We start from the raw sequence: 22505 nt of genomic DNA on the forward strand, positions 1-22505 counted from the left end.
GGAAGATTGAGATGACGAAAATCTGGAACGAAGGCGGCTTCGTCGAAAACGATAACTGGGTCATTGAGACCGATGAGGTTAAGGCGGGCGAGGGCGAAAATGCTGTTCTTCCGTTGGATGCATTTCTGACGAAGGCGGCGGAAAGCAATGATGTCGGCCTCGGAGTTCTGATCACGCCAGCCGATGACGTTGCCAAGCTTGAGCCATTCATCGACCGCATAGCAATTATCGCGGTAAGCTTCCCGGCCTTCAATGACGGTCGCGGTTTCAGCCACGCATCGCTGCTGCGCTCACGGCTGAATTATCAGGGTGAACTGCGTGCCATCGGTGATGTTCTGATCGATCAGGTTCCGCTGATGCTGCGGACTGGCTTTACCAGCTTTGCCGTTAGCAACGAGACCGCCCTTCGCCGTCTGTCGGAGAATCGTCTGCCCGGTATCGATGTCTACTACCAGCCGACCGCGAAACCGGCGGCGGAAGGTGAAAGCTACAGCTGGCGCAGGCGTGCGGCAGTATGAAACATTGCGTGGAAATATGAGTTTTAGATACATATTTCCATCTGCATAGCGACAATGACATTCCTGTACCTTCAAAACAGGCGCTGAATAGTGTATTTCCGCGCCAAAGAATGTCTGGCATTTTGTGAAAATGAACGGAAAGAGAATGAACGCTCCAGCCAAAACGGAAGAATTTGCGGTCAAAATACCTGATGGCGTCTATGCCGAGACGGTGCTTTCTGTCGAGCATTATACTGACCATCTGTTCCGCTTCCGCATGACGCGCCCGGCTGGCTTCCGCTTCCGCTCCGGCGAGTTCGCCATGATCGGCCTGATGGTTGGTGACAAGCCGATCTACCGTGCCTACTCCATCGCAAGCCCGGCCTGGGACGAGGAACTGGAGTTCTTCTCGATCAAGGTTCCTGAAGGCCCGCTGACCTCTCACCTTCAAGCGATCAAGCCGGGTGACACGGTGCTGATGCGCAAGAAGCCGACAGGCACGCTGGTTCTGGATGCGCTGACGCCCGGTAAACGCCTCTACATGTTCTCCACCGGCACAGGCATCGCGCCTTTCGCGAGCCTTATTCGCGACCCGGACACCTATGAGAAGTTCGAGGAAGTCATCCTCACCCATACGTGCCGCGATGTTGCTGAGCTGAAATACGGCTTCGATCTGGTCGAGGAAATCAGAAACCACGAATTCCTGAGCGAAATCGTCGGTGACAAGCTGAAGCACTACGCCACCGTGACGCGTGAAGACTATCCGTTCAAGGGTCGCATTACCGACCTGATTTCCAACGGAAAGATGTTCACAGATCTCGGCGTTCCAGCTCTCGATCCAGCAATCGACCGCGGCATGATCTGCGGTTCCTCGGCCATGCTGAAGGACACGAAAGAGTTGCTGGAAAAGGCGGGTCTGACCGAAGGTGCGAACAACAAGCCAGCCGAGTTCGTTATCGAGCGCGCTTTCGTAGGCTGAGCATCTTAGAGATGAAAATTCAAAGGAGGCCATTGGCCTCCTTTTTTGTTTCAAGCTTCTGTGGTCTCGTCTTTCGGAACGATGTCTCTGCGGAACATCACGAAAAGAATGATGGCGATGGCCGCAATCCCGCCGCCAACCATATGCGACAGGCCAAACCCGCCCTCGGTGGTCAGCCAGCCCGCTACGCCATTGCTGAGCGAAGCGCCGATGCCCTGAACCGTCATCACGCTGGCAAGACCTACATTGAACCGTCCCGTGCCTTTCAGAATTCGCTCGACTGCGACGGGAGTGACGATGCCAAGCAAACCAGCCCCGATGCCATCCAGCAACTGTACCGGATAAACCACCCAGAATTCATGGAAGGATGCCGCAAGGACGCCGCGCAGGGGCAGGGCGGCAAGTCCGATCAGAAAAACGGTTGATAGGCCAAAACGGCGGATGAGCCAAGGTGTTATGGCGGCTACGAAGATCATGGCAAATTGCGCAACGCCGGTAATGATCGCGGTGGTCTTGAAGGGCGAGTTCAGTTCCACCGCGAAATTCTGCGCAATCAGGCGGCCCATCGGTGCGTTGCCGAAGTGGAAGATCAGGAGAATGATCGCCAGCAGAATGAGGCCGCGCTCGTGAAAGAGAACATCGAAACCGGACGGACCCGGCTTGCCCTCATCATGCCCAAGCCCGCGCGCGACCTCGTGGTCGATGCGGTTCGGGTCGATAGCGGCGATGGCGATCAACGTGCCGATGGCGGTGACGACCATAAGCCCAATGACGCCTGAGACGCCGAAATAGGACACCGCGACATAGGTGGCAAAGAGCGAGGCGAAGTTGCCGCCGTGGTTCCAGAATTCGTTGCGCGATATCTGGTGCGAGAACATTCTCTCGCCGACCAGACCGAGGGTCAGCCCCGCCAGCGCAGGCCCGACAACGGCGCCCACGACGGCGGTCATGATCTGGCCTGACCAGACGACGACCTCGTTGGTGAAGATGAGCGTGATCAGCGCGCCAGCGGTCACCAGAACCACAGGCCCGGCAATGAGAGCCCGCTTCCAGGTGGAGCCATCGACGAGCGCGCCGCAGACTGGCGTAACGGCCAGACCAACAAGGCCGCCGACCGTCGCGATGATGCCAAGCTGCATGGGCGACCAGCCGTTGGTTGCCAGAAACGCGTCGAGAAATGGACCAAGCCCGTCACGCGCATCTGCCAGGAAGAAGTTGAGGACGGCAAGCGCAAACAGCGTTCTGTCGCTAATGCCGCTGCGCGGAGCATTTCCGTATGAACCGGTTTGTGGAGATGAAGAAGCAATAGATGTCATGCGTGATGCTCCAGCATGAGAGGTAAAGCTGGCGACAAACGCGCGGCGGAATGTTTGGTTGCTATAGGCTATAACTATTCGATGGCAGGAACCTTCGGTCAGTCAGTACGTTCGCTTTCCTTAAATAAGGAACAAGCGAAATGACTTACAAGATGACCTCCATCATGGCTGTTGCAGCTGCCCTCATCGCAGCCCCGGCCTTTGCAGATGAAAGTGCATTTCTCTCTTCGCTCTCCGGCAGCTGGAAAGGCAGCGGCACAGTGACCACGCGCATCGGCTCCAAGCCGGTGAACGTCAACTGCACCTTCCAGTCTATCGCCTCCGGCCCCTCGCTTCAGATGAACGGCACCTGCCGTGGTTTCGTCGTCGTCCGTCGCGCGATTTCCGCCGATCTCTCGGCGCGCGGCAACCGCTACTCCGGCAACTATGTCGGCCCCTCCGGCAGACCATCTGCACTCAGCGGCAGTCGCCGTGGAGATGCGATCAATCTGACGGTGCGCTGGAACAAGGACATCAACGGCGACCGCGTTGCCGGTATGACCATCAGCAAGGTTGGCACGAATGGCTTGAGGTTGCGAACGACAGATAAGGACGGCGCGAACGGGCCGACTGTCGTGACGGCGGATATTCGGTTGACAAGGTGAAAGTTGGATTAGCGTCTGCCGGTAAAAGACGTGCGACCCCACTCGCAAACATTCACAGTCAAATCCCGCCCTTGGAATGGACAGTCAACCAACCCATGCTGACCATACCCTGTATTCCATGCACCCGGCCATTTAACCTTCTCGATTCCCGTAGCTGTTGCAGCTCTTAGTGAGGTCCACACAATTTCATCGTGTTGTCGGTAGAGAATTCCGCCCGGCCCCATTTCAGGATAAAATGCAAGATGAAAATCAAACTTGGAGTTAGCAGGTAAATCTGGACCAAACCAGTAGGAGGGACTTCTCCCTTGTTGCCGCCCCACGATCAACGTCAGTGTTTGCGTGGGTCCTCGCGTGCCGAACCAGATTGGTGCGATGATGTCAGGAGAGTACGCCGTGAAAAGCGTTTGCGCTGGAGCGCACAGCTCTTCAGCTGTTGTTCCGGTAAAACGAAACTCTACAAAGTTTCCTGGGGAAATGAACTCTGTAAAGAGAGCGTCGGACTCTCCGTTACCGATACATTGCCATCCAGTAGATGGCCCTGAAGATTTTGGCGGCCACCGTAAATGTTCCCGGGCAAGGCCGTCCGTGTCCAATACCTGATATCTTATCCCGTTTTTATCAAGCGCAGCCTGTATGCAATGAAGATATTCAACATTCTCAGGCATTCTGTGAGCCGTACCCGCTCCGGCTGTGCAAATTTGAAGCACGCCTTTATGCACCTGAACATCATACGCGAGAATGTGACTGCAAACATAGGCAAGGACTTTCTCCTTAACCAATATGTTCCAGAACTCATCAGTATACTCGTGACCTATTTCACGTTGATAAGACCCGGAAAAGCCGTTGACGGGGAACACCGGATGGTGGCCGAGTACAATTTTATATCTTGCGTCGGAGTGCTGCCGTAGAGTTGCCTGTAGCCACTCTGTCTCCACATGCCCTTCGCCACCAAGGCCAGTCCAAAGCGTATGAATGAAAACCAACAATAAATCGTCGCGACGCACCCAATACGAAAGCCCTTTCTGATCTGCGGGTCCATTGTGGGGGAGCTTCAAAACTTCGCGAAAAATGTCTTCGCTCATCTTGTCATATGCGGTGTGGTTGCCGGTCGTGTGCCACATAGGGATATTTTGGCGGTCAAGCCAAGCCATTTCCACATTGAGCCAGTGTTTCCATTGTTCACGTAGAGCAGATGGATCAGGGGTCAAACCAATTATCTCATCACCGGGAAACAAGATGAATTCAGGCTGAGGAGTTAGGCGCTTCACAATAGCGTTTACGCTAGAAAAGGTTTTTTCGTGAAGAGCGCCGGGAACGCCAGAACACGAGTCGCCATACATTAGAAACTGATGCCCGCCCAATTCTGGAAGAAGTGCGGTTATAGGCTTCTCCGTCATCTTTTTATCTCTCTATTCGGTTTGAAAATATCTATGATAGTATTTTTTATAGCAACTATAGGGTGATTGGTGGCGCTTTGCACATGGTGTGAAAATAGAACGCTGACCCCCATTCATTATGATGACATCGGCGCACTAACCCCTAAAAAGAAAAGGCCCGAATTGCTCCGGGCCTTTATTGTTCAGAGGATCAAACCTTACTCAGCAGCTTCCTGATATTCGCTCATGGGCGGGCAGGTGCAGATGAGGTTTCGGTCGCCATAGACGTTGTCGATGCGGTTGACCGGGGACCAGTATTTGTCCACGCGGAAGGAACCGGGTGGGAAGCAGCCTTTTTCGCGGCTGTAGGGGCGGTCCCATTCGCCAACGAGGTCTTCCACCGTGTGCGGGGCGTTCTTCAACGGGTTGTTGAGCTTGTCCGAACGGCCTTCCTCGATGTCGCGGGCTTCCTCGCGGATGGCCAGCATGGCATCGCAGAAACGGTCGAGTTCTGCCTTGGTTTCGGATTCCGTCGGCTCGATCATCAGTGTGCCGGCAACCGGCCAGCTCATGGTCGGGGCATGGAAGCCGCAATCCATTAGACGCTTCGCCACGTCATCCACCGTCACACCGCAGCTTTCGTTCAGCGGGCGGGTGTCGATGATGCACTCATGCGCCACGCGACCGGCCTCGGACTTGTAGAGCACGTCATACGCACCCTTCAGTCTGGCAGCGATGTAGTTGGCGTTGAGGATGGCGACCTTGGTTGCCTGCGTCAGCCCTTCGCCGCCCATCATGAGGCAGTAGCTCCATGAAATGGGCAGGATCGATGGCGAACCGAATGGGGCTGCGGAGACAGCACCTGGGCGACCGTCGCCTGCCGGGTGTCCGGGCAGGTAAGGTGCGAGATGCGCCTTGACGCCAATCGGGCCCATGCCGGGACCACCGCCGCCATGCGGAATGCAGAAGGTCTTGTGCAGGTTGAGGTGCGACACGTCAGAACCGATATCGCCCGGACGGGAAAGACCGACCATGGCGTTCATGTTCGCGCCGTCCAAGTAGACCTGACCACCGTGTTGGTGGACGATCTCGCAGATCTCGCGAACGGTCTCTTCGAAGACGCCATGCGTGGACGGATAGGTGATCATGCAGCACGATAGGTTTTCCGCGTACTGCTCTGCTTTTGAACGGAAATCCTCGATATCGATATCGCCGTTCTCGCGCACCTTGACCGGCACGACCTTCATGCCGACCATCTGGGCGGAGGCAGGATTGGTGCCGTGCGCCGAGGTGGGGATGAGGCAGACATCGCGATGCGCATCGCCACGGGCGAGGTGGTAGTTGCGGATCGTCAGAAGGCCCGCATATTCACCCTGCGCACCGGAGTTTGGCTGCATGGAGAATGCGTCATAGCCGGTGACCGAGCAGAGCTTGGCCGAGAGATCGTCGATCATTTCCTTGTATCCCAGTGCCTGATCGGCGGGGACAAAGGGGTGGATGTCGGAGAACTCAGGCCAAGTGATCGGCAGCATTTCAGCCGTGGCGTTCAGCTTCATGGTGCAGGAGCCGAGCGGGATCATGGAGCGATCGAGAGCCAGATCGCGGTCCGAAAGACGGCGGATATAGCGCGTCATTTCGCTTTCGGCGCGGTTCATGTGGAAGATCGGATGCGTCATGTAAGCACTTGTACGCAATAGATCTTTTGGCAGTCGGTAATCCGGGTCGAAATCCGAAATCGAGAAGTTGCCGCCAAAGGCGCGCCATACGGCTTCCAGCGTTGCCGGGCGGGTGCGCTCGTCAAGGCTCATGCCGATTTTGGTGGAGCCGACCTTACGCAGGTTGACGCCCTCAGCCACGGCTGCACGCAGGATAAGTGCCTGCATGTGGCCAACATCGACGGTGATCGTGTCGAAGAAGGTTTCCGGCTCTATTGTGTAGCCGAGTTTCTCCAAGCCCTTCGCCATCAGGACAGCCTTCTGGTGCGTCTGCTGGGCGATGGCTTTGATGCCCTGCGGGCCGTGGAAGACGCCGTACATGGACGCCATGACGGCCAGCAGCACCTGCGCGGTGCAGATGTTGGACGTGGCCTTCTCGCGACGGATATGTTGTTCACGAGTCTGCAGCGACAGACGATAGGCGCGATTGCCGCGTGCATCGACGGAAACGCCGACAAGGCGGCCGGGCATGGAGCGCTTATGCGCATCCTTTACGGACATGAAGGCCGCATGCGGACCGCCGTAACCAACCGGAACGCCGAAGCGCTGCGAGGAGCCGATGGCAATATCCGCGCCCATTTCGCCGGGGGACTTCAGAAGCGTCAGTGCCAATAGGTCGGTCGCGACGGCGGCGATAGCGCCGGTCTGATGCAGGCGGGCAATGAGGCCAGAGAAATCGCTGACGTGGCCGTGTGTGCCGGGATACTGGAAGATAGCGCCGAAGACATCCACCGGATCGAGATCCGTAAACGGATTGCCGACGATGACCTTCCAGCCGAGCGGGGCTGCGCGGGTTTCGATAAGCGCGATGGTCTGCGGGTGGCAGTTGGCATCCACGAAGAAGGCGTTGGCCTTCGACTTCGCAACGCGCTGGCACATGGACATGGCTTCGGCAGCCGCGGTCGCTTCATCGAGAAGCGAGGCGTTTGCCACATCGAGGCCGGTCAGATCGGAAATCATCGTCTGGAAGTTCAGAAGCGCCTCAAGGCGGCCCTGAGAAATTTCCGGCTGGTAGGGCGTGTAGGCCGTGTACCAGGCCGGGTTTTCCAGAATGTTGCGCTGGATGACTGGCGGCGTGATGGTGCCGTAATATCCCTGACCGATCAGCGAAGTCAGAACCTTGTTCCGGTTCGCGGTTTCGCGAAGACGGTCCAGTGCCTCGCGTTCGGTCAGTGCGGCACCCCAGGTGAGAGGAACCTTCTGGCGAATGGAGGAGGGCACGGTAGCGTCGATCAGGGCGTCGAGGCTCTTGTAGCCAACAACCTTCAGCATCTCCTCCATTTCCACCGGCGACGGACCAATATGACGACGGTTGGCGAAGTCATAGGGCTGATAGTCGGTGAAATGGAATTCGGTGGGCGTGGTCATTACGCTACCAGCTCCTTGTAGGCGGCTTCATCAAGAAGCGCATCGGCATCAGCGGCGTTGGAAAGCTTCAGCTTGAAGAACCAGCCAGCGCCCTGCGGATCGGAATTGACGAGGGACGGATCGTCCACGATGGCCTGATTGATTTCCACCACTTCGCCATCCAGCGGACAATAAACATCGGATGCAGCCTTCACGCTTTCAACGGTTGCGGCATCGCCATCCTTTGCGAAGGTCGCGCCGACTTCCGGCAGTTCAACGAAGACCAGATCGCCGAGCTGTTCTGCGGCGTGGGTGGTGATGCCGACGGTGGCGACATCGCCTTCGATCTTCAGCCACTCGTGTTCCTGAGTAAATTTCAACATGGGTTTCTCCGCAGAATTAGCGTTTGTAAGTCGGTGTAATGAAGGGCAGGGCAGCGACGGTGACGGGCAGGTACTTGCCACGCACCTCGGCAAAAATCGCCGTGCCGGGTGTGGTGAAATCGGTGGGCACATAACCCATGGCGACTGGACCTTCGGCCGTTGGGCCAAAGCCGCCGGAGGTGACTTCGCCGATCTCTTCTCTGCCTTCGGCATCGGCAAACAGCTTGGCGTGACCACGAACGGGAGCCTTGCCTTCCGGCTTCAGGCCAACACGGCGGCGGGTGGTGCCATTGCCAAGCTCGCTCAGAACGCGGTCAGCGCCGGGGAAGCCGCCTTCGCGGTCACCGCCGGTGCGGCGTGCCTTCTGGATGGCCCATTCGAGCGAGGCTTCGATAGGAGATGTGGTCGTGTCGATATCGTTGCCATAGAGGCAGAGACCGGCTTCGAGGCGAAGGCTGTCGCGTGCGCCGAGGCCGATTGGCTCGCAGTCTGGATGCTCCAGCAGCGCCTTGGCGATTTCCTCGGCCTTGTCGGCTGGAACGGAAATCTCGAAACCGTCTTCACCGGAGTAACCCGAGCGGGAGACGATGCAGGGAACATCATGTAGCGGAATTTCGCGCACATCCATGAACTTCATGCCGGAGACGCCAGCCCAGAGTTCTGCAAGCACGGCTTCTGCGCGTGGGCCCTGAAGCGCGATCAGGGCGCGGTCTTCCAGAAGTGTCACGTCGCAAGTGTCGGACAGATGCGCCTTCATGTGCGCCAGATCGGCATCTTTGCAGGAGGCGTTGACGACGACGAAGAGATGCTCACCCAGATTGGTGATCATGAGATCATCGAGAATGCCGCCGTTTTCGTCTGTGAAGAAACCGTAGCGCTGGCGGCCCGGCTTGAGGGCGAGAATATCGACAGGGACGAGCTTTTCAAGCGCGAGAGCGGCGTCTTCCACCTTGCCCGACTTCGCCTTCACGATGACCTGACCCATGTGGGAGACATCGAAGAGACCGGCAGAGGCGCGGGTGTGGAGATGCTCCTTCATAACGCCCGCGGGATATTGCACGGGCATATCGTAACCGGCGAAGGGCACCATGCGCGCGCCAAGAGACAGATGTAAGGAATGGAGCGGGGTGACTTTTAACTCGGCTGTATCTGCCAAGGACGCCTCCAGGGTAGCGCGTTTTCGCGCGGGCTCATGTTCGTGACACTCTGCGAGCGTCGGGTTCAAGAGCCCCCTCTGTCCTTTGCGCCTGAGATTGTTATCCCTTCGGCGAGCCATCCTTTGCAGGCGGCTTCTCTCCAGAGTTCTATCCTCGCCGCTGGTCCTTTTGCCTGAGAGTTTCCGGGGCGGTTGCTCCTTCGGCACCGCATTGAAGCGGCTTCTCCCAGCGGGATGGCGCTCATTATCTTCGAAGCCTGCTGCTTGGCAAGGACCAAATGCCGCAGTTGAACAGTTTTTTGTTCAACCTGCGTCACTGCTTAATTTATGATCTCGCTGAACAGACGGGGATCCGGTTGCTGCTTGTCAGCTATCTTTTTTCTCCGGAAGCTTCTTGCGCTTGGTGGACGCCATTTCGTCAAGTTCTTTTTCCGTCATAGACTTAGCCATGCTTTTTGAAGCGCCTTGTAAACGGGATTTTGGCATATCGCCGCGTTTTGCGGCAAGTGCTGCACCGGCGGCTTTTTGCTGGGCTTTCGATTTTGCAGGCATTTCCGGTTCCTCCGCTGGATGGTTGCTGCTTCCTGCAAAACGCCGCACGGGTTTCGATGTTCCTCAAAGGGCTCAGTTGCTCTTTGATTTACGACAAAAAGCGCGATATCGGATTGGACTATGAAGTTTTGCATGAGCACTGGACCCAAGAGAGTCGACAGCGTGTTGCGCATTGTATGCGCCGCGTTGATGCTGTCTCTCGGTTTTGCTCATAAGCCTGTTCTTGCAGCATCCCTCGTCACGCTGGATGAATCGTATCGGCTACCGGATGGGACTTTTGCCGAGATTTGTTCCGAGCATCTGTCCGGCAAGCCGTCGTCGCACGAGGAGCGGAAGCATTCGAGCGATGCCATCCTCTTTTGCGAAGCCTGCCTTCTGGCGTCTTCGATATTGCTGCCGACGCCGGATTATGGCGCTTGGTTACGCGTGGGTGCAGCATGGCTGGAAAATGCTCCGCCAAAAAAGCGCGAAGCTGCGAAGCTTTCCGTCTTGCAAACGAACCATGCCCGAGGGCCGCCTGCCTTCGCTTTCTGATCCATACCGAACCCGAACGAACAAAGCCGCGTGGCGGCACTATAGGACTGACTGCGAGAGCGCAGCAGCCAAAGGATCGAAAGATGAAAGCAATCAAGTTTGCAACATGCGCCGCCTTCGCGGCAGCAGTTTCCTCCACATCGGCTTCTGCCCATACCAGCTTCGTCAACGGCACGGCAGAGCAGGAAAGCACCATTGTTGCAGCGCTTCAGGTGCCGCATGGCTGCGATGGCGGTCTGGCGACGACGGAAGTTCAGGTCGTTCTGCCGGAAGGCTTCATTGCCGCCAAGCCGCAGCCGAAGCCAGGTTGGGAACTGGAAATCATCAAGGGCGATTATCAGAACACCTACAAAAACCACGGGCAGGACGTGAAAAGCGGTCCGCTGGAAATTCGCTGGAAGGGCGGCAATCTTTCCGACGATTTCTACGATACCTTCAATTTTCAAGGCAAGATTTCCGGCGTAGACGCTGGCACCGCCTTGCCATTCAAGGTGAAGCAGCTCTGCGGAGACAAGGGCACGGCGAACTGGGACCAGATTGCGAAGGACGGGCAGGATCCGCATTCGCTGGATAATCCGGCACCTGTTATCCGCATTACCGCGAGGCAGGAGGCAGCGGGCGAGGGGCATGCGCACCATGATCACGGCGCCATGGCTGAAAGCGGTGTTGTGAAGGCTGGCGATCTGGAGATTTCGGCTGCTTCGACCAAAGCCATGTTGCCCGGCCAGCCGGTTGGCGGCGGATACGTGACGATCAAGAACAATGGCAAGTCCGACGACAGGCTTGTGTCCGTTGCTTCCCCTTTGGCGGGGCGCTCCGAGATTCACGAAATGGCGATGGTCAATGACGTGATGAAGATGCGCAAGTTGAATGAGGGTATCGCCGTTCCTGCCGGGCAAACAGTAGAACTGACCCCGGGTGGCCTGCATTTCATGTTCTTCAATGTCTCCAAGCCATTTGCGGAAGGAGACAAGGTGCCCGTCACGCTGACTTTCGAGAAGGCGGGCAAGGTTGAGATCGAGTTGCCCGTCGGTCCCGCCAATGCCGGCAAAGCCGAGCATAATCACAACTAACAAAGTCAAAGAAAAAGGCTGCCGGGACGTATTACAACCCGGCAGCCTTCAAGCTGGTCTCATCTGGCCTGTTATTTCGTTACCGTTAGCTTGGCCTGCATTCCGGCTTCGTAGTGTCCCTTGATATTGCAGAACAGAAGGTATGTGCCGGGTGTCAGTCTGGCCTTTAGCTGACCTTCTTTTCCGGGCTTCAAATCTGCAACTTCACCGAGGCTCTTGAGCTTCTTTTCATCGACGCGATGTGTGGCCGTATTGAGCGGTATCTTCTCGTCGGAAGACTTCAGCTTTACCAGAACCATTTCATGTTCTTCCGTCATGGCGTCGTTGTGTACCATGAACACTGCCTCGCCTGCCTTTACGGTCGTCTTGTCGAGGGTGAGCGTCATGGGCTGGCCGCCTTCGCCACCCTCATTGACCTTTATGGTGGTGGTTGCAGCAAATGCCGGGGCTGCGATGGAGAGCGCAGCGACGGCTGCCAGTGCCAGTTTCGGGAAGGATTTCATGTCATGCCTTTCTTCCATTGGTTGTATGATAGAAGTCGGCCCTTTTGCTGACATGAAGCTGAATGTTTTAGCGTCCGATCAAGAATTATTCAGTCGAGGCGAGATTTTCCTCATAAGCCTCGAGAGCCTCTTCCAGCGTGGCCTGAGGGTTCTGGCGGTCGGACGTGAGGAGGGAAACGGAGGCTGCCGTGGCAGCAACGGCCATCATGATCTGCGAGTTGATATCCGGGTAGCTGATGCGCTGCAGTTCCTTGGCGGCCTTTTCTATTTCCAGCTTCCGCGGCGCGCGCTGCACCTGCTTTGCGCCTTCTGACGCATAAGCTGCGATATTTGCCGAAACGGACCACACTTGCGACGACATTGCCTTACCTCTATCGATAATCGATGCAATTTATCACCGGTGAATTGACGCTGGCCTAAACCTGCAACTCTAATTTAAAGAAAATTCTAATAAATATCTACAGGTTGTGGTGTCATTTCATGACCGCCCGGCCATCTCGCGCATTCCTAATTGCATCGGTTTATCGTAAAGAGCAGGTATGGCCGGTCAGTCATTCCCTATCTGCAGCGGAGCTCCTTGCATGTTGAATATCCTTCTCGTTGCCTTGGGAGGTGCCATTGGCTCTGTCGGGCGGTATCTCGTAGGTGTTTGGGGAACGCGACTTGCAGGGCCGAATTTTCCATGGGGCACGCTGACGGTGAATATCGTGGGCGCGTTTTTCATTGGTCTGATGGTGGAAATGATTGCACGACGTTTCGATGCCTCAGCGGAAATGCGTGTCTTTATCGTCACCGGCATCATAGGCGGTTTCACCACATGGTCGTCCTTTACGCTGGATGCCGTCGTGCTTTTCGAGCGCGGCGCTCTGGGCATGTCCGCACTTTATATTATGGCAAGCCTGCTGGTTTCTTTTGTCGCCATCTTCGCCGGGCTGGCCTTAGGCCGCGCTTTGTTCTAAAGGCAACGACAAAAGCCGCACGGTAATGAGGCGGCGTAACAGAAAAGAAAGACTGGAATTGCCATGGCAGGTATCGAGCACATCAAGGTAGAGGCCGACGAGGCCGGAATGCGCCTCGACCGCTGGTTCAAGATTCATTATCCGGGCCTCGGCTTCGGCCAGCTTCAGAAGCTCATGCGCTCCGGCCAGGTGCGTGTCGATGGCGGTCGTGTGAAGACCGACGCCCGCGTGCAGCCGGGACAGATGGTGCGCGTGCCGCCGCTGGATGTGGACTCCAAGGTCAAGAGCGGGCCGATTGGCGCCAAGGACCTTAAGCACTCGGAAGATGGCGATCTTCTCAAGCGCATGTTGTTGCATGAAGATGACAAGGTTTTCGTCTTCAACAAGCCCGCTGGCATTGCCGTGCAGGGCGGCTCCGGCGTCACGCGCCACATCGATGGTCTTCTGGAGGCGTGGACGAGCCAGAAGGGTGAAAAGCCTCGCCTCGTTCACCGTCTGGACCGCGATACGTCTGGCGTGCTCGTCGTTGCCCGCACGCGCGGCGCAGCGCAGAAGCTGACCGCTGCGTTTCGTGAGCGTGACACCAAGAAGACCTACTGGTCTCTGGTGAAAGGCGTTCCGCGCAAGCATCAGGACAAGATTTCCAGCTGGCTGGTGAAAGAACAGACGCCGGATGGCGACCGCATGCGCATTGCCAAGCACGGCGAAGAGGGCGCAGACCACGCGATTTCCTATTACCGCGTGATCGACACGGCAGCGCAGAACCTCGCATGGCTGGAAATGGAGCCCTATACAGGGCGCACGCACCAGCTGCGCGTCCATGCGCTGCATATCGGTCATCCCATCATTGGCGATCCAAAATATTACATCGAAGATCCGAACTGGGATTTCCCCGGCGGCATTCAGAAGCGCCTGCATCTCCACGCGCGCCACATCGATATTCCGCACCCATCCGGCGGGCGTCTGCGCGTTACGGCACCCCTGCCGCCGCACATGGTGCAGACATGGAATCTGCTGGGTCTGGATGTAGCCGATGGCGACAAGGGTGACGAATGAAGCTGGTTCTGTTCGATTGTGACGGCACGCTGGTCGATAGCGTGGGCCTCATTCATGAGGTCATGGCGCGGACCTTCGTGCATTTCGGCTATCCGAGACCGGATGTGTCTCTGACAAAATCCATCATCGGCCTCACACTCGACATCGCAATTGCCCGCATGCAGGGCAAGCCGCATGTGGATGAAGAAGCGACCGCGATGACGGCGCACTACAAGGCGATCTTTCCCGAAACGCGCGCCGAGGCCGGTTTCCAAGAACCGCTGTTCGACGGTATCGCGCCGATGATTGCAAAGCTTGCAGAGCGTGATGAGTTGTTGATGGGCGCAGTAACGGGCAAGTCTCGCCGTGGCCTCAATCTCATCATGGACACGCATGGTTTCCGCTCGCACTTCATCGTCTCGCGCACCGCCGATGACTGCCCATCGAAGCCGCACCCCGCGATGGTAACCGAATGCTGCCATGAAACAGGCATGGTTCCGGCAGATACTATCGTCATCGGCGATGCGATCTATGATATGCAGATGGCCAAGGCTGCCGGTGCAAAAGCAATCGGCGTCGCTTGGGGTTATGCCTCCGTGGAAGACCTCTGGAAGGCAGGCGCCGACGCCATCGTCAACCATCCTAGCGAAATTCCAGGCCATATTTCGGACTGATGAGGAAACACCATGCGTGACTTGCTGAACGATCTTTCGGAAGGCCTGAGCCATCCAGACCCGATCCGCCGGGCGCAGATTCAGATGCAGAAGCCCTTGCCGAAGCGCTTCTACAAGGATGTTACCGTTGAACAAACGGAGGAGGGCGCCTTCGCCGTTCTGCTGGATGGCAAGGCCGTTCGCACCCCCTTGAAGCAGCCGCTTCAGGTGCCGACGCAGGCTCTTGCGCAACTGCTGAGAGACGAGTGGGATGCGCAGACCGAAGTCCTCGACCCTTCGACCATGCCGATTTCCCGCCACGTCAATACGGCCATCGATGGCATTGCCAGCGATCCGCAAGCCGTGTTCGAGGATATCCTGCGTTTTTCGTCCAGCGACCTGCTGTGCTATCGCGCCGGTGAGCCGCAGGAACTCGTCGCGAGGCAGACCCAGCAGTGGGACCCGGTACTGGACTGGGCATCGAACTCCCTGGGCGCGCGTTTCATCCTCGTTGAAGGCGTCATGCATCAGGAGCAACCGCGTGAGGCCATCGCGGCCTTCGCCATTGCGTTGCGCAAATTCGACAGTCCTATAGAACTCGCTGCACTCCACACCATCACCAGCCTGACCGGCTCTGCCATTCTTGCGGTGGCGCTGGCAGAAGCTGAGTGGACCGTGGAAGAAGTCTGGGGCCTTGCGCATCTTGACGAGGACTGGACGGCTGAGCAGTGGGGCGAGGACGAAGAGGCGCAGAGCCGCCGGGCCGCCCGTTTCACCGAAATGCGCGCAGCCGCGCGAGTGCTGGCCGCAGCAAAGTGACGCGGATGGCGAGCGGTTTAGCGCATTTTTAACCACGATAGAAGAAGATGAGCGCCGAACGTTACCTGACGGAAGGCGTCCATCTTGCTGAAGCGTCTCGGCATAACCCTGCTGGCATCTCTGGCGCTCATGTCTTTCCGGCTGGGGCCTGAGACGGGCGAGGGCGATAAGCTGCTCTATGACGTCCGCGGCGCCTTCGTTGCCGCACGCCCGGATATTTCGCCGGAGCTGATGCAGTCCATCCATTTCCAGATTTCCAATGCGATCAAGGACACGGTGAGAGATCAGACGCGACCGCGTGTCGTGCTGACGATCAGGCTCGTTTCCGTCGCAAAGGGCTCTGTTCTGCTGGGTGAGCGGGCGTCGGCGCGCGTCGTTGTTCGGGCCGCCGCCGTGCAGACGGGCGAGGTGATTGCCGAAGCCAAATTTACAGCGACTGTGGTCGGTATCGATAAAGAAGTAATCGACCGGGATCTCGCCAACGGTATCGCTGAAAGGGTCATAACCGAATTCAGGCTCAACCGCCCAGCGCCGTCTACACTGGCAACAGCGCTCTTTCCCGGGCGGTTCTAAGTCGCTTAAATCGCGGCGATGATTTCTGTCTCATCTCTGCGCATTGCCAATTCAGCCAACACGGTGGCGCAGACTGCAGCTGAAAAGAAACCAGTCGCAAGATACGTCGTTGTGCCATCATAAAGCGCGCCGAAGCTGATGGCGACAAGCGTACTGACAAGGCTCGACCCGGACGCAATCAGGGATGCGCCGACGCCCGCCACCTGACCCAGCGTTTGCATTGCCATGGCATTGAGGTTTCCGAAAACAATGCCGATGGAAAAGAAGGCTGCGAACAATAGCGCGAGCAGTGCGGGCAAGGGCAGGGTGCCGCCGCAAAGGTAGCTTCCCAGCAGCATCACGAATGAGATGGCTGTCAAACCTGCAAAGCCCGCACGCGCCATCCTCATCATGCCGAAACGCTGCACAAGGCGCGCATTGGTGAAAGAGGCACTTCCTGCACCGAGCGCAAGCCCGGCAAAATAAAGCGGCAACAGCTCTTTCACACCATATGCATCGTAAAACAGATCTGCTGCGGTGCTGAGATAGAGAAGTTGTGCACCGAAAATCAAACCGCTGACGATAATCAGAAGCGACACGCGCTTGCTGGCAAGAATGCGGCCAGCGTTACGGGCGAGAAGGCGAGGTCGAAGCGGAATCCGCCGCGCCTGTGGCAATGTTTCCGGGTGCCTGATACTCAGCCACAGGCCGAGCGTAACGGCGATGACGAGATACGCCACGAAAACGCTGCGCCACCCCGCAACAAGGATTAGTCCTTGAGCAAGTGCGGGGGCCAGCATGGGCACGAGAATGAAAAGCGTGAACATGAAGGACATGACCCGCGCCATCGCATCCCCGGAGAACTGATCCCGGATCATCGCGCGGGTTGCGATTTTCGGGCCTGAGACGCCAACGCCCTGCAAAAACCGGCCAAGAATGACCGCTTCCAGCGAATTCGCCATCGCGGCAATAATCGTCCCGATCAGATAGCTCGCCAGCCCCGAGAGAAGCGCCCGCTTTCGCCCGATTGCATCGGAAAGCGGCCCCAGCAGCAACTCACCGAAGGCCATTCCGAAAATGAAAAGCGATATGACGTGATGGGTAGAAAGCGGAGGCGCTTCGCCAAACTCCGCCCCGATTGCCCGCAATCCCGGCAAAAGGGCATCGACGCTGAGCGCGGTGAGGGAGGTCAGCAGGGCGTAAAGGACGAGACGTTCGCGGAATGAAATCAAAGCTGAAATAACCAGTGTCGAGTATGAGTCGCAAACTAGACTATCTCATCCCGGACACCAAGAATTGTGCGTCTTTCTACTGCTTCTCGAAACTTCGATGCAGGCGACGTTGATGCCGAACTGGCCAGGGTTGGAACGACGCTGGTGATGGGTATAGATGCCGCAAGTCTTGCAGAAATAATGCTTCGCAGTGCGCGTGTTGAATTCATAGCGCGTCAAATTATCTTCGCCCTGAAGAAACTCGATATCCTTCAGCGCCGCCGAAACAGCAATCGCGCCACGCATGCGGCAATAGGAACACGTGCAACGCCGTATCGTGTTGAACTCATCCGCAAGCCGAAGCCGAAATTTGACGGTTCCACAATGACAAGCGGCATCGTGCAGTTTTTTCTCATCGCTCATGACGAAGCTCCTCGGATTTGCACAAGGCTATCAAAGCGAGGTTTGGCTATCCAGAGGAAAGAATCGGTCGTTGGCTACAATCCCGAGACGGAAGCGCGCTACTCAGCCCGATCCTGCTGAGCGGCGCCGGATTGAGCTTTCTTCTTCTTATCTTGATCGTAATGCCACTTGATCGCGTAGTACATGCCCCAGCCCAGAACGAGAATCTTGAGCGGCAGCATGACTATAGGGAACCAATTCACCCATTCGCCCATGATTGACCGGCTTCTTTACTGATATTGAATGTGGGTATTCACATACAGCAATGTGATCGCTTAAGGGAATGTGCGTTTTGTCGCAGGATGTGACTGTGGCGTTTGCGGAGATCGATATGAGGGTGGGAGCGGGTCATTGTATCGTCCTTTTGGCTGATAACCCTTTGGTCTCATTTGTAATTCGCACTTCAAGCGTGAACCCACCCGGCTAGACATGATGTCAAAGCTGATTAGAGATGCAACGCCTGCGGCCCGTTCGTCTCACCTGGGAGCTTGTCGCAGGCAGGCCGCATTGTCTTTAGACTTCCACCTCGCCGATATTTCGGGGGGAGCTCTGCAAAGGGCAAATTATCTGCCTTGAACGGTTTGCCGGTGGACCAGGGAATCATGTTCATCAGGACACCAAAAATCATGGTAATTGCCCCAGCGAGGGGCTTGCTAAAGGCCTTTGACCAGCCGGCAAAAAGAGCCCCGAGCGGTTTGAAGATCAAAATAGGGATGAGAGCAAAGGGTACGATCAAGAGGCTCAGCACCATCGGGATCGCTGCCTCCAGCAAAGGGTCGCCGCCGTGTCGAAGGCGGAGACGTGGATTGCGGGCGACCGCAATTATAATCACTTCTTCCAAGAAGGGAACGTAGTCAGTGGATCGGTCGCGGCCTGTCTCTTCCTGCCAGTCCACAGAGAAAAGCTCCCTTGACCTGAAGCGCGTGCGGAAACGCGCGCTGTATACGGGAAATCCAGTTGTGCCGACTCCACTTGTAACATGAAGGTGCAGGAAACGAAGCGAAGTCCATGGGACGAGTGTCACGGACCGCCCTCGCGTCACCAAGAGGCCTCGGGCATCGATGACATAAACCGTTGCGATCATCTGGCACTCCGGAGAGCTTTTATGATGCATCGCGACTTTTTCGGTAACACGGTAAGTTGGAGGGTTGTAATTCTGCAACTGGGCTCTCCAAATACGATCCGCCAATAGATGTGCCATTTGTCCCACGGATGAATGCTTACGGGAGACTATAGATCAATCGATACCGTTACGAGCGTGAAAACCGGTTGTGAGTTAACCACCACTTACATCATTTTGTCCACTCTGCAGGGTCGACCTCCCATCAACGAGCTACTTCGGGTCGAAGCGTCTATTGTCGGCGATAACGGGATTTTAGTAAGCCTCCTCCATTAGAGCGAGAGCCTTCTGTCGTTTCGCAATCACCTCCGGATCGTTCCACGAAAAAGGACATGGTAACTCCGAATGCTCCTGACCTGAGTCATGTTGAACATCGTCGCATCCTTGCTCCCAACGTTGACATTAACCAGCGTCGTCATAGGAGGAGAGTGTGACATTTCAACTTTGCAGAAACAGGACATTTTAACTTTGCGGCTACATATGAAGATCGCATAAGATAGATTATGGAACTAAAACGGTCATGTACCTGGCGTCCGATCATACAACTACCGCGTAAATCCGAAATATTTCTGTTTGAATTCCTCAATCTGTCCACTCTCATGAAGACGGATGATTTGGAGTGATAGCGGGTTGGCAAGCTGGCTTCCATACGTCACGCCAAATCCGTATTTGTCGGGACGGAAAATGTTGCCGACGACTTCGAATGGCATTTTGGGATTGTTATGGACGTAATACTCCATGACTGGCGCGTCGCCCACAAGCGCTGCGACGTCGCCATTGGCCAAGGCGCTGGATGCATCTTCGATATGGTCGAATGCTTTGACGTCGAAACGCGCTTTTTGCAGATATTCCTGCGTGGCGCTGCCGGCTCTGACGCCGACGGTCTTTCCCTGGAGATCGCTAAGGCTTTCGATGGAGTTTTCGATGTGCGATGCGGTCATGACGCTTGCAATCGAGGATGTGACGTAAGCAATGATCGCGACACCGACAGCCATCCACAGAGCCTGCCAGATTCGTCCAATCCAGCCGAACAGGTTTTTGTGCGAACTTTTTCCGGATGTCGCCATGGACATGACTTGATAGAAGCTTTCCGCGGTTCCATCACGCCATCGCTTTGGAAAATCGGGATCGAAACGCCTGTCGAACAATGTCACGATGGCCGTCGCCACAAGGATCAATCCGAAGAGCATCAGGTAGTTTTCGAGATGTCCGGCCTGGCTCAGATCTTCGATGACTTCCATGAAATCCGAACTGGCGTGGGAATTGATCATGATGCGCAGCCCTGCGTCGTACCATGGATAGGTAAAATCAAGCCTGCGCGCTCTGTCTTCCGTAACCGTCAGGTCCGCCACGGCAACATTTACCGTGCCGTCTGCCACCGCATTCACCAGTTCCGCATAATTCGGGAATTCCTGATACGTATATTTCCAGCCCAGATTCCCTGCGGCATGCTCCCAGATGTCGATGGCCATGCCTGAATAGCGTGTTCCTTCCTTCTGTATGAAAGGTGGGCTTGTATAAACGCCCACCTTCAGCGTCTGAGGAAAAGATTGATCCGCAGCATAGGATTGAGTGAAGGTCAGGCAAGCGACGAATGCAAGGAATACGGTCTTCCAAATACCAATAAAGCGATTAAATATCAGAAGCTTGTTGGTAAAGCTTATCTTTGATCTCGTTCTCATGGCCGCCAGCTATATTCGCTTACATTGCGCAACCAATAATAATTAAATCCATAAAACACTCTTTAAAGTGTATGGCGAAATCTTACGTTCAGGTTCGACTTATTCTCATCCGCAGATCAAATTTCTCCAGATGCCTCACGCCGCCTCATATCCAGTTCTTCGCTATAGCGGCGCAAGGTGTGGCTCTCGGTGAGCAGACCGACAGGCCGATTTTCGACCTTGTCGTTGACCACTGCCAGTGCTTCGCTTTCCGTACTATCGAATGCGGCTGCTGCCTGGCGGGCGTTCATGGTTGGTAGCAGAACGTCGTTTTTGTAATGCAGATATGTTTCCAGATCGATTTTCGAGGCGTCCCGCTCCATCGGGTCCGCGTAGATCTCCGGCACGAGGATGATACCGGCATAACGGCCATCGTCGTGGGTCATGATGACGCGCTGGGTTGAGCCGAGAGGGAATTTTTCTTTGAACGCCTCCAGCCCCATGCTGAGATTGGCTTTGCGGATATCGGCGCGCATCATTTTGCCAACAGTGAGATCGCGGATCCAGCCGATATCGTGGGCGCTGCGGATGCTTTCTCCGCGCAGGTGGAAGCGCCAGGTGGCGAAGGAGTAACCGAATGTTGTTCTGACGACGAGCGATGTGGTTATGACGGCTGCAAGCACCAGTGCAGTTATCTGGAAATCGCCCGTCAGTTCCAGCGCCAGAAATGTCATGGTCAACGGACCGCCGATAATGGCAGCGGCGAAGGCGCTCATGCCGATGACGGCATAGACGATCGGCTGCGTGGCGCCGTAACCGATGTATGGCGCGCAGAGCGCAAAAATCTTTCCCAGCAGAGAGCCCATGAACAGGGACGCAAAGAAGAGGCCGCCGCGGAAGCTGGAGCCGATGGAGACGGCGCTGGCTGTCGCCTTTAACAGGAAAAGCCCTGCCAGACCCCATAAGGTAATATCCGCATCCAGATTGAGGTGTAGAGCGCCATGGCCGCTGGAGAGTACTTGCGGAGAAATCAGCGCCAGAGCGCCGACGACGATGCCGCCAAGCGTTGGGCGAAGCCAGACCGGAATTGCGCTTTTGCGCGCGGTTTCCTCGATGAAGGAAACGGCCTGCATGAGCACAATGCCAATGCCAGCGCAAACCATTCCGAGGAAGATGGCTGGTACATAGTCCGGCGGCGTCACCTCGCTGGAACCGATGATTTCGATGCTGAGACCATTATGGGACACCAGACCCGCAACGATGGTCGCCACCAGCGCCGAGACGACGAGTGGTGCGAGGGTAACGATGGTGTAGGTGCCGATGATGAGTTCTATGGCGTAAAACGCACCGGTCAAAGGTGCATTGAAGGCGGCGGCGATTGCCCCTGCGGCGCCACAGCCGACGAGGATACGCATGTCCCCTCGCCGCAGTTTCAGCTTGAGACCGAGCTTCGATGCGACGCCGCTGGCGACCTGCGTATAACCGGCCTCCAGCCCAACCGAGGCTCCGAAACCGTTGGAGACGATGTTTTGAGCGCAGACGATGATGCTATCCGTCAGCGACAGACGACCGCCGTGCAACGCGTTGGCTTCGATGGGGTCGACCATCGGCTTCTTGCGCGTCCGGGAAAGCACGAAGAGCATGATGCCGAGTGCGATGCCGCCCGCAATCGGGCCAAGCAGCACGACCCAACCCGAAAGATTGCTGCTGCTAAGTCTCTCTATACCGAAAATGAGGACGTGAAGGGCGGTACTCATTGCCCCGATGAGAGCGACCAGAAGACCGGCGGATGCGCCGACGAAGATAGCGAGAATGACGAGGGAGAGTTCGCCACGGCGGAAGAGCGCCCGGAGGCGTCCGCTTCTCAGATTGTCGAAAAAGCTCGCCATGGTGGGGGCACGAAAGGGCTTCGTCGACATCGCATTCCTCTCATTACGGCCCCTGCGTCAGCCCTTTAG

At 56.5% G+C, this 22505-nt stretch carries 24 protein-coding genes and 1 riboswitch; of the genes, 10 read left to right on the plus strand and 14 right to left on the minus strand.

Features of this window, described 5'->3' with window-relative positions; all coding sequences use genetic code 11:
• Positions 1-11: 11 nt before the first annotated feature.
• Positions 12-518 (plus strand): DUF934 domain-containing protein, encoded by a 507-nt coding sequence (locus CFBP5473_RS07925; RefSeq protein WP_027673209.1) that lies wholly within the window; start codon positions 12-14, stop codon positions 516-518.
• 145 nt (positions 519-663) lie between these two features.
• On the plus strand, positions 664-1476 hold the full coding sequence (locus CFBP5473_RS07930; protein WP_027673208.1) for a ferredoxin--NADP reductase: 813 nt from the start codon (positions 664-666) through the stop codon (positions 1474-1476).
• 50 nt (positions 1477-1526) lie between these two features.
• Here the strand turns inward: CFBP5473_RS07930 and CFBP5473_RS07935 are convergent, their stop codons facing one another.
• Entirely contained in the window at positions 1527-2792 is a 1266-nt protein-coding gene (locus CFBP5473_RS07935; RefSeq protein WP_037170595.1) for an MFS transporter, read from the minus strand.
• Positions 2793-2932: 140 nt separating this feature from the next.
• Here CFBP5473_RS07935 and CFBP5473_RS07940 point away from each other — a divergent pair, with 140 nt between their 5' ends.
• Positions 2933-3436 carry a hypothetical protein gene (locus CFBP5473_RS07940; RefSeq protein ID WP_027673207.1) on the plus strand — a complete coding sequence of 168 codons (504 nt, stop codon included), beginning with the start codon at positions 2933-2935 and terminating at the stop codon, positions 3434-3436.
• 8 nt (positions 3437-3444) lie between these two features.
• Here the strand turns inward: CFBP5473_RS07940 and CFBP5473_RS07945 are convergent, their stop codons facing one another.
• From CFBP5473_RS07945 to CFBP5473_RS07965, 5 genes are all read right to left on the minus strand, one after another.
• Positions 3445-4833 carry a metallophosphoesterase family protein gene (locus CFBP5473_RS07945; RefSeq protein ID WP_051441102.1) on the minus strand — a complete coding sequence of 463 codons (1389 nt, stop codon included), beginning with the start codon at positions 4831-4833 and terminating at the stop codon, positions 3445-3447.
• Between the two features lie 197 nt (positions 4834-5030).
• Positions 5031-7895 (minus strand): aminomethyl-transferring glycine dehydrogenase, encoded by a 2865-nt coding sequence (gene gcvP, locus CFBP5473_RS07950; RefSeq protein ID WP_027673206.1) that lies wholly within the window; start codon positions 7893-7895, stop codon positions 5031-5033.
• A complete protein-coding gene (gene gcvH / locus CFBP5473_RS07955) occupies positions 7895-8257 on the minus strand; it encodes a glycine cleavage system protein GcvH (protein WP_027673205.1) in 363 nt (120 codons plus the stop codon). The genes gcvP and gcvH overlap by 1 nt, the downstream gene beginning before the upstream one ends.
• A gap of 16 nt (positions 8258-8273) precedes the next feature.
• Complete coding sequence (gcvT, locus tag CFBP5473_RS07960) at positions 8274-9413, minus strand: glycine cleavage system aminomethyltransferase GcvT (protein WP_027673204.1); 1140 nt, start codon at positions 9411-9413, stop codon at positions 8274-8276.
• Between the two features lie 151 nt (positions 9414-9564).
• Positions 9565-9652, minus strand: a riboswitch (glycine riboswitch).
• A gap of 127 nt (positions 9653-9779) precedes the next feature.
• Entirely contained in the window at positions 9780-9965 is a 186-nt protein-coding gene (locus CFBP5473_RS07965; protein ID WP_027673203.1) for a DUF3008 family protein, read from the minus strand.
• Between the two features lie 162 nt (positions 9966-10127).
• Between CFBP5473_RS07965 and CFBP5473_RS07970 the strand changes: the two genes are divergently transcribed.
• Both CFBP5473_RS07970 and CFBP5473_RS07975 read left to right on the plus strand, forming a co-directional pair.
• On the plus strand, positions 10128-10499 hold the full coding sequence (locus CFBP5473_RS07970; protein ID WP_084631387.1) for a hypothetical protein: 372 nt from the start codon (positions 10128-10130) through the stop codon (positions 10497-10499).
• 83 nt (positions 10500-10582) lie between these two features.
• Positions 10583-11572, plus strand: a complete 990-nt coding sequence (locus tag CFBP5473_RS07975) for a copper chaperone PCu(A)C domain-containing protein (protein WP_027673201.1) — start codon at positions 10583-10585, stop codon at positions 11570-11572.
• A 71-nt stretch (positions 11573-11643) separates the two neighbouring features.
• On the opposite strand, the gene CFBP5473_RS07980 is transcribed toward CFBP5473_RS07975, so the two are convergent.
• Together CFBP5473_RS07980 and CFBP5473_RS07985 are read right to left on the minus strand one after the other, a co-directional pair.
• Positions 11644-12075, minus strand: a complete 432-nt coding sequence (locus tag CFBP5473_RS07980) for a plastocyanin/azurin family copper-binding protein (RefSeq protein WP_027673200.1) — start codon at positions 12073-12075, stop codon at positions 11644-11646.
• 85 nt (positions 12076-12160) lie between these two features.
• The gene (locus CFBP5473_RS07985; RefSeq protein WP_037170594.1) at positions 12161-12436 is read right to left on the minus strand and encodes a hypothetical protein; all 276 of its coding nucleotides are present in this window, start codon (positions 12434-12436) and stop codon (positions 12161-12163) included.
• Positions 12437-12656: 220 nt separating this feature from the next.
• Here CFBP5473_RS07985 and crcB point away from each other — a divergent pair, with 220 nt between their 5' ends.
• The 5 genes from crcB to CFBP5473_RS08010 all read left to right on the plus strand — a co-directional run bounded on the left by crcB (position 12657) and on the right by CFBP5473_RS08010 (position 16114).
• Complete coding sequence (crcB, locus tag CFBP5473_RS07990; RefSeq protein ID WP_027673198.1) at positions 12657-13034, plus strand: fluoride efflux transporter CrcB; 378 nt, start codon at positions 12657-12659, stop codon at positions 13032-13034.
• A gap of 63 nt (positions 13035-13097) precedes the next feature.
• Positions 13098-14090, plus strand: a complete 993-nt coding sequence (locus CFBP5473_RS07995; protein ID WP_027673197.1) for an RluA family pseudouridine synthase — start codon at positions 13098-13100, stop codon at positions 14088-14090.
• Positions 14087-14743, plus strand: a complete 657-nt coding sequence (locus CFBP5473_RS08000; RefSeq protein WP_027673196.1) for an HAD-IA family hydrolase — start codon at positions 14087-14089, stop codon at positions 14741-14743. The genes CFBP5473_RS07995 and CFBP5473_RS08000 overlap by 4 nt, the downstream gene beginning before the upstream one ends.
• A gap of 12 nt (positions 14744-14755) precedes the next feature.
• Positions 14756-15541, plus strand: a complete 786-nt coding sequence (locus tag CFBP5473_RS08005) for an ATP12 family chaperone protein (protein ID WP_027673195.1) — start codon at positions 14756-14758, stop codon at positions 15539-15541.
• A 129-nt stretch (positions 15542-15670) separates the two neighbouring features.
• On the plus strand, positions 15671-16114 hold the full coding sequence (locus tag CFBP5473_RS08010; RefSeq protein ID WP_051441123.1) for a hypothetical protein: 444 nt from the start codon (positions 15671-15673) through the stop codon (positions 16112-16114).
• A gap of 5 nt (positions 16115-16119) precedes the next feature.
• On the opposite strand, the gene CFBP5473_RS08015 is transcribed toward CFBP5473_RS08010, so the two are convergent.
• From CFBP5473_RS08015 to CFBP5473_RS08035, 6 genes are all read right to left on the minus strand, one after another.
• On the minus strand, positions 16120-17325 hold the full coding sequence (locus tag CFBP5473_RS08015; RefSeq protein ID WP_027673193.1) for an MFS transporter: 1206 nt from the start codon (positions 17323-17325) through the stop codon (positions 16120-16122).
• 45 nt (positions 17326-17370) lie between these two features.
• A complete protein-coding gene (locus tag CFBP5473_RS08020) occupies positions 17371-17727 on the minus strand; it encodes a GFA family protein (protein WP_084631363.1) in 357 nt (118 codons plus the stop codon).
• A 98-nt stretch (positions 17728-17825) separates the two neighbouring features.
• Positions 17826-17981, minus strand: coding sequence for a hypothetical protein (locus CFBP5473_RS25030; protein WP_169696881.1), 156 nt, complete (start codon positions 17979-17981; stop codon positions 17826-17828).
• A gap of 230 nt (positions 17982-18211) precedes the next feature.
• Positions 18212-18661 carry a hypothetical protein gene (locus CFBP5473_RS08025; protein WP_234881739.1) on the minus strand — a complete coding sequence of 150 codons (450 nt, stop codon included), beginning with the start codon at positions 18659-18661 and terminating at the stop codon, positions 18212-18214.
• Between the two features lie 770 nt (positions 18662-19431).
• Positions 19432-20568: a transporter substrate-binding domain-containing protein gene (locus CFBP5473_RS08030; protein WP_084631360.1), complete on the minus strand. Its 1137-nt coding sequence runs from the start codon at positions 20566-20568 to the stop codon at positions 19432-19434.
• Positions 20569-20684: 116 nt separating this feature from the next.
• Positions 20685-22466, minus strand: coding sequence for a chloride channel protein (locus CFBP5473_RS08035; protein WP_027673191.1), 1782 nt, complete (start codon positions 22464-22466; stop codon positions 20685-20687).
• Positions 22467-22505: the final 39 nt, after the last annotated feature.

Origin of the sequence: Agrobacterium larrymoorei, assembly GCF_005145045.1 — a bacterium.
GTDB lineage: Bacteria > Pseudomonadota > Alphaproteobacteria > Rhizobiales > Rhizobiaceae > Agrobacterium > Agrobacterium larrymoorei.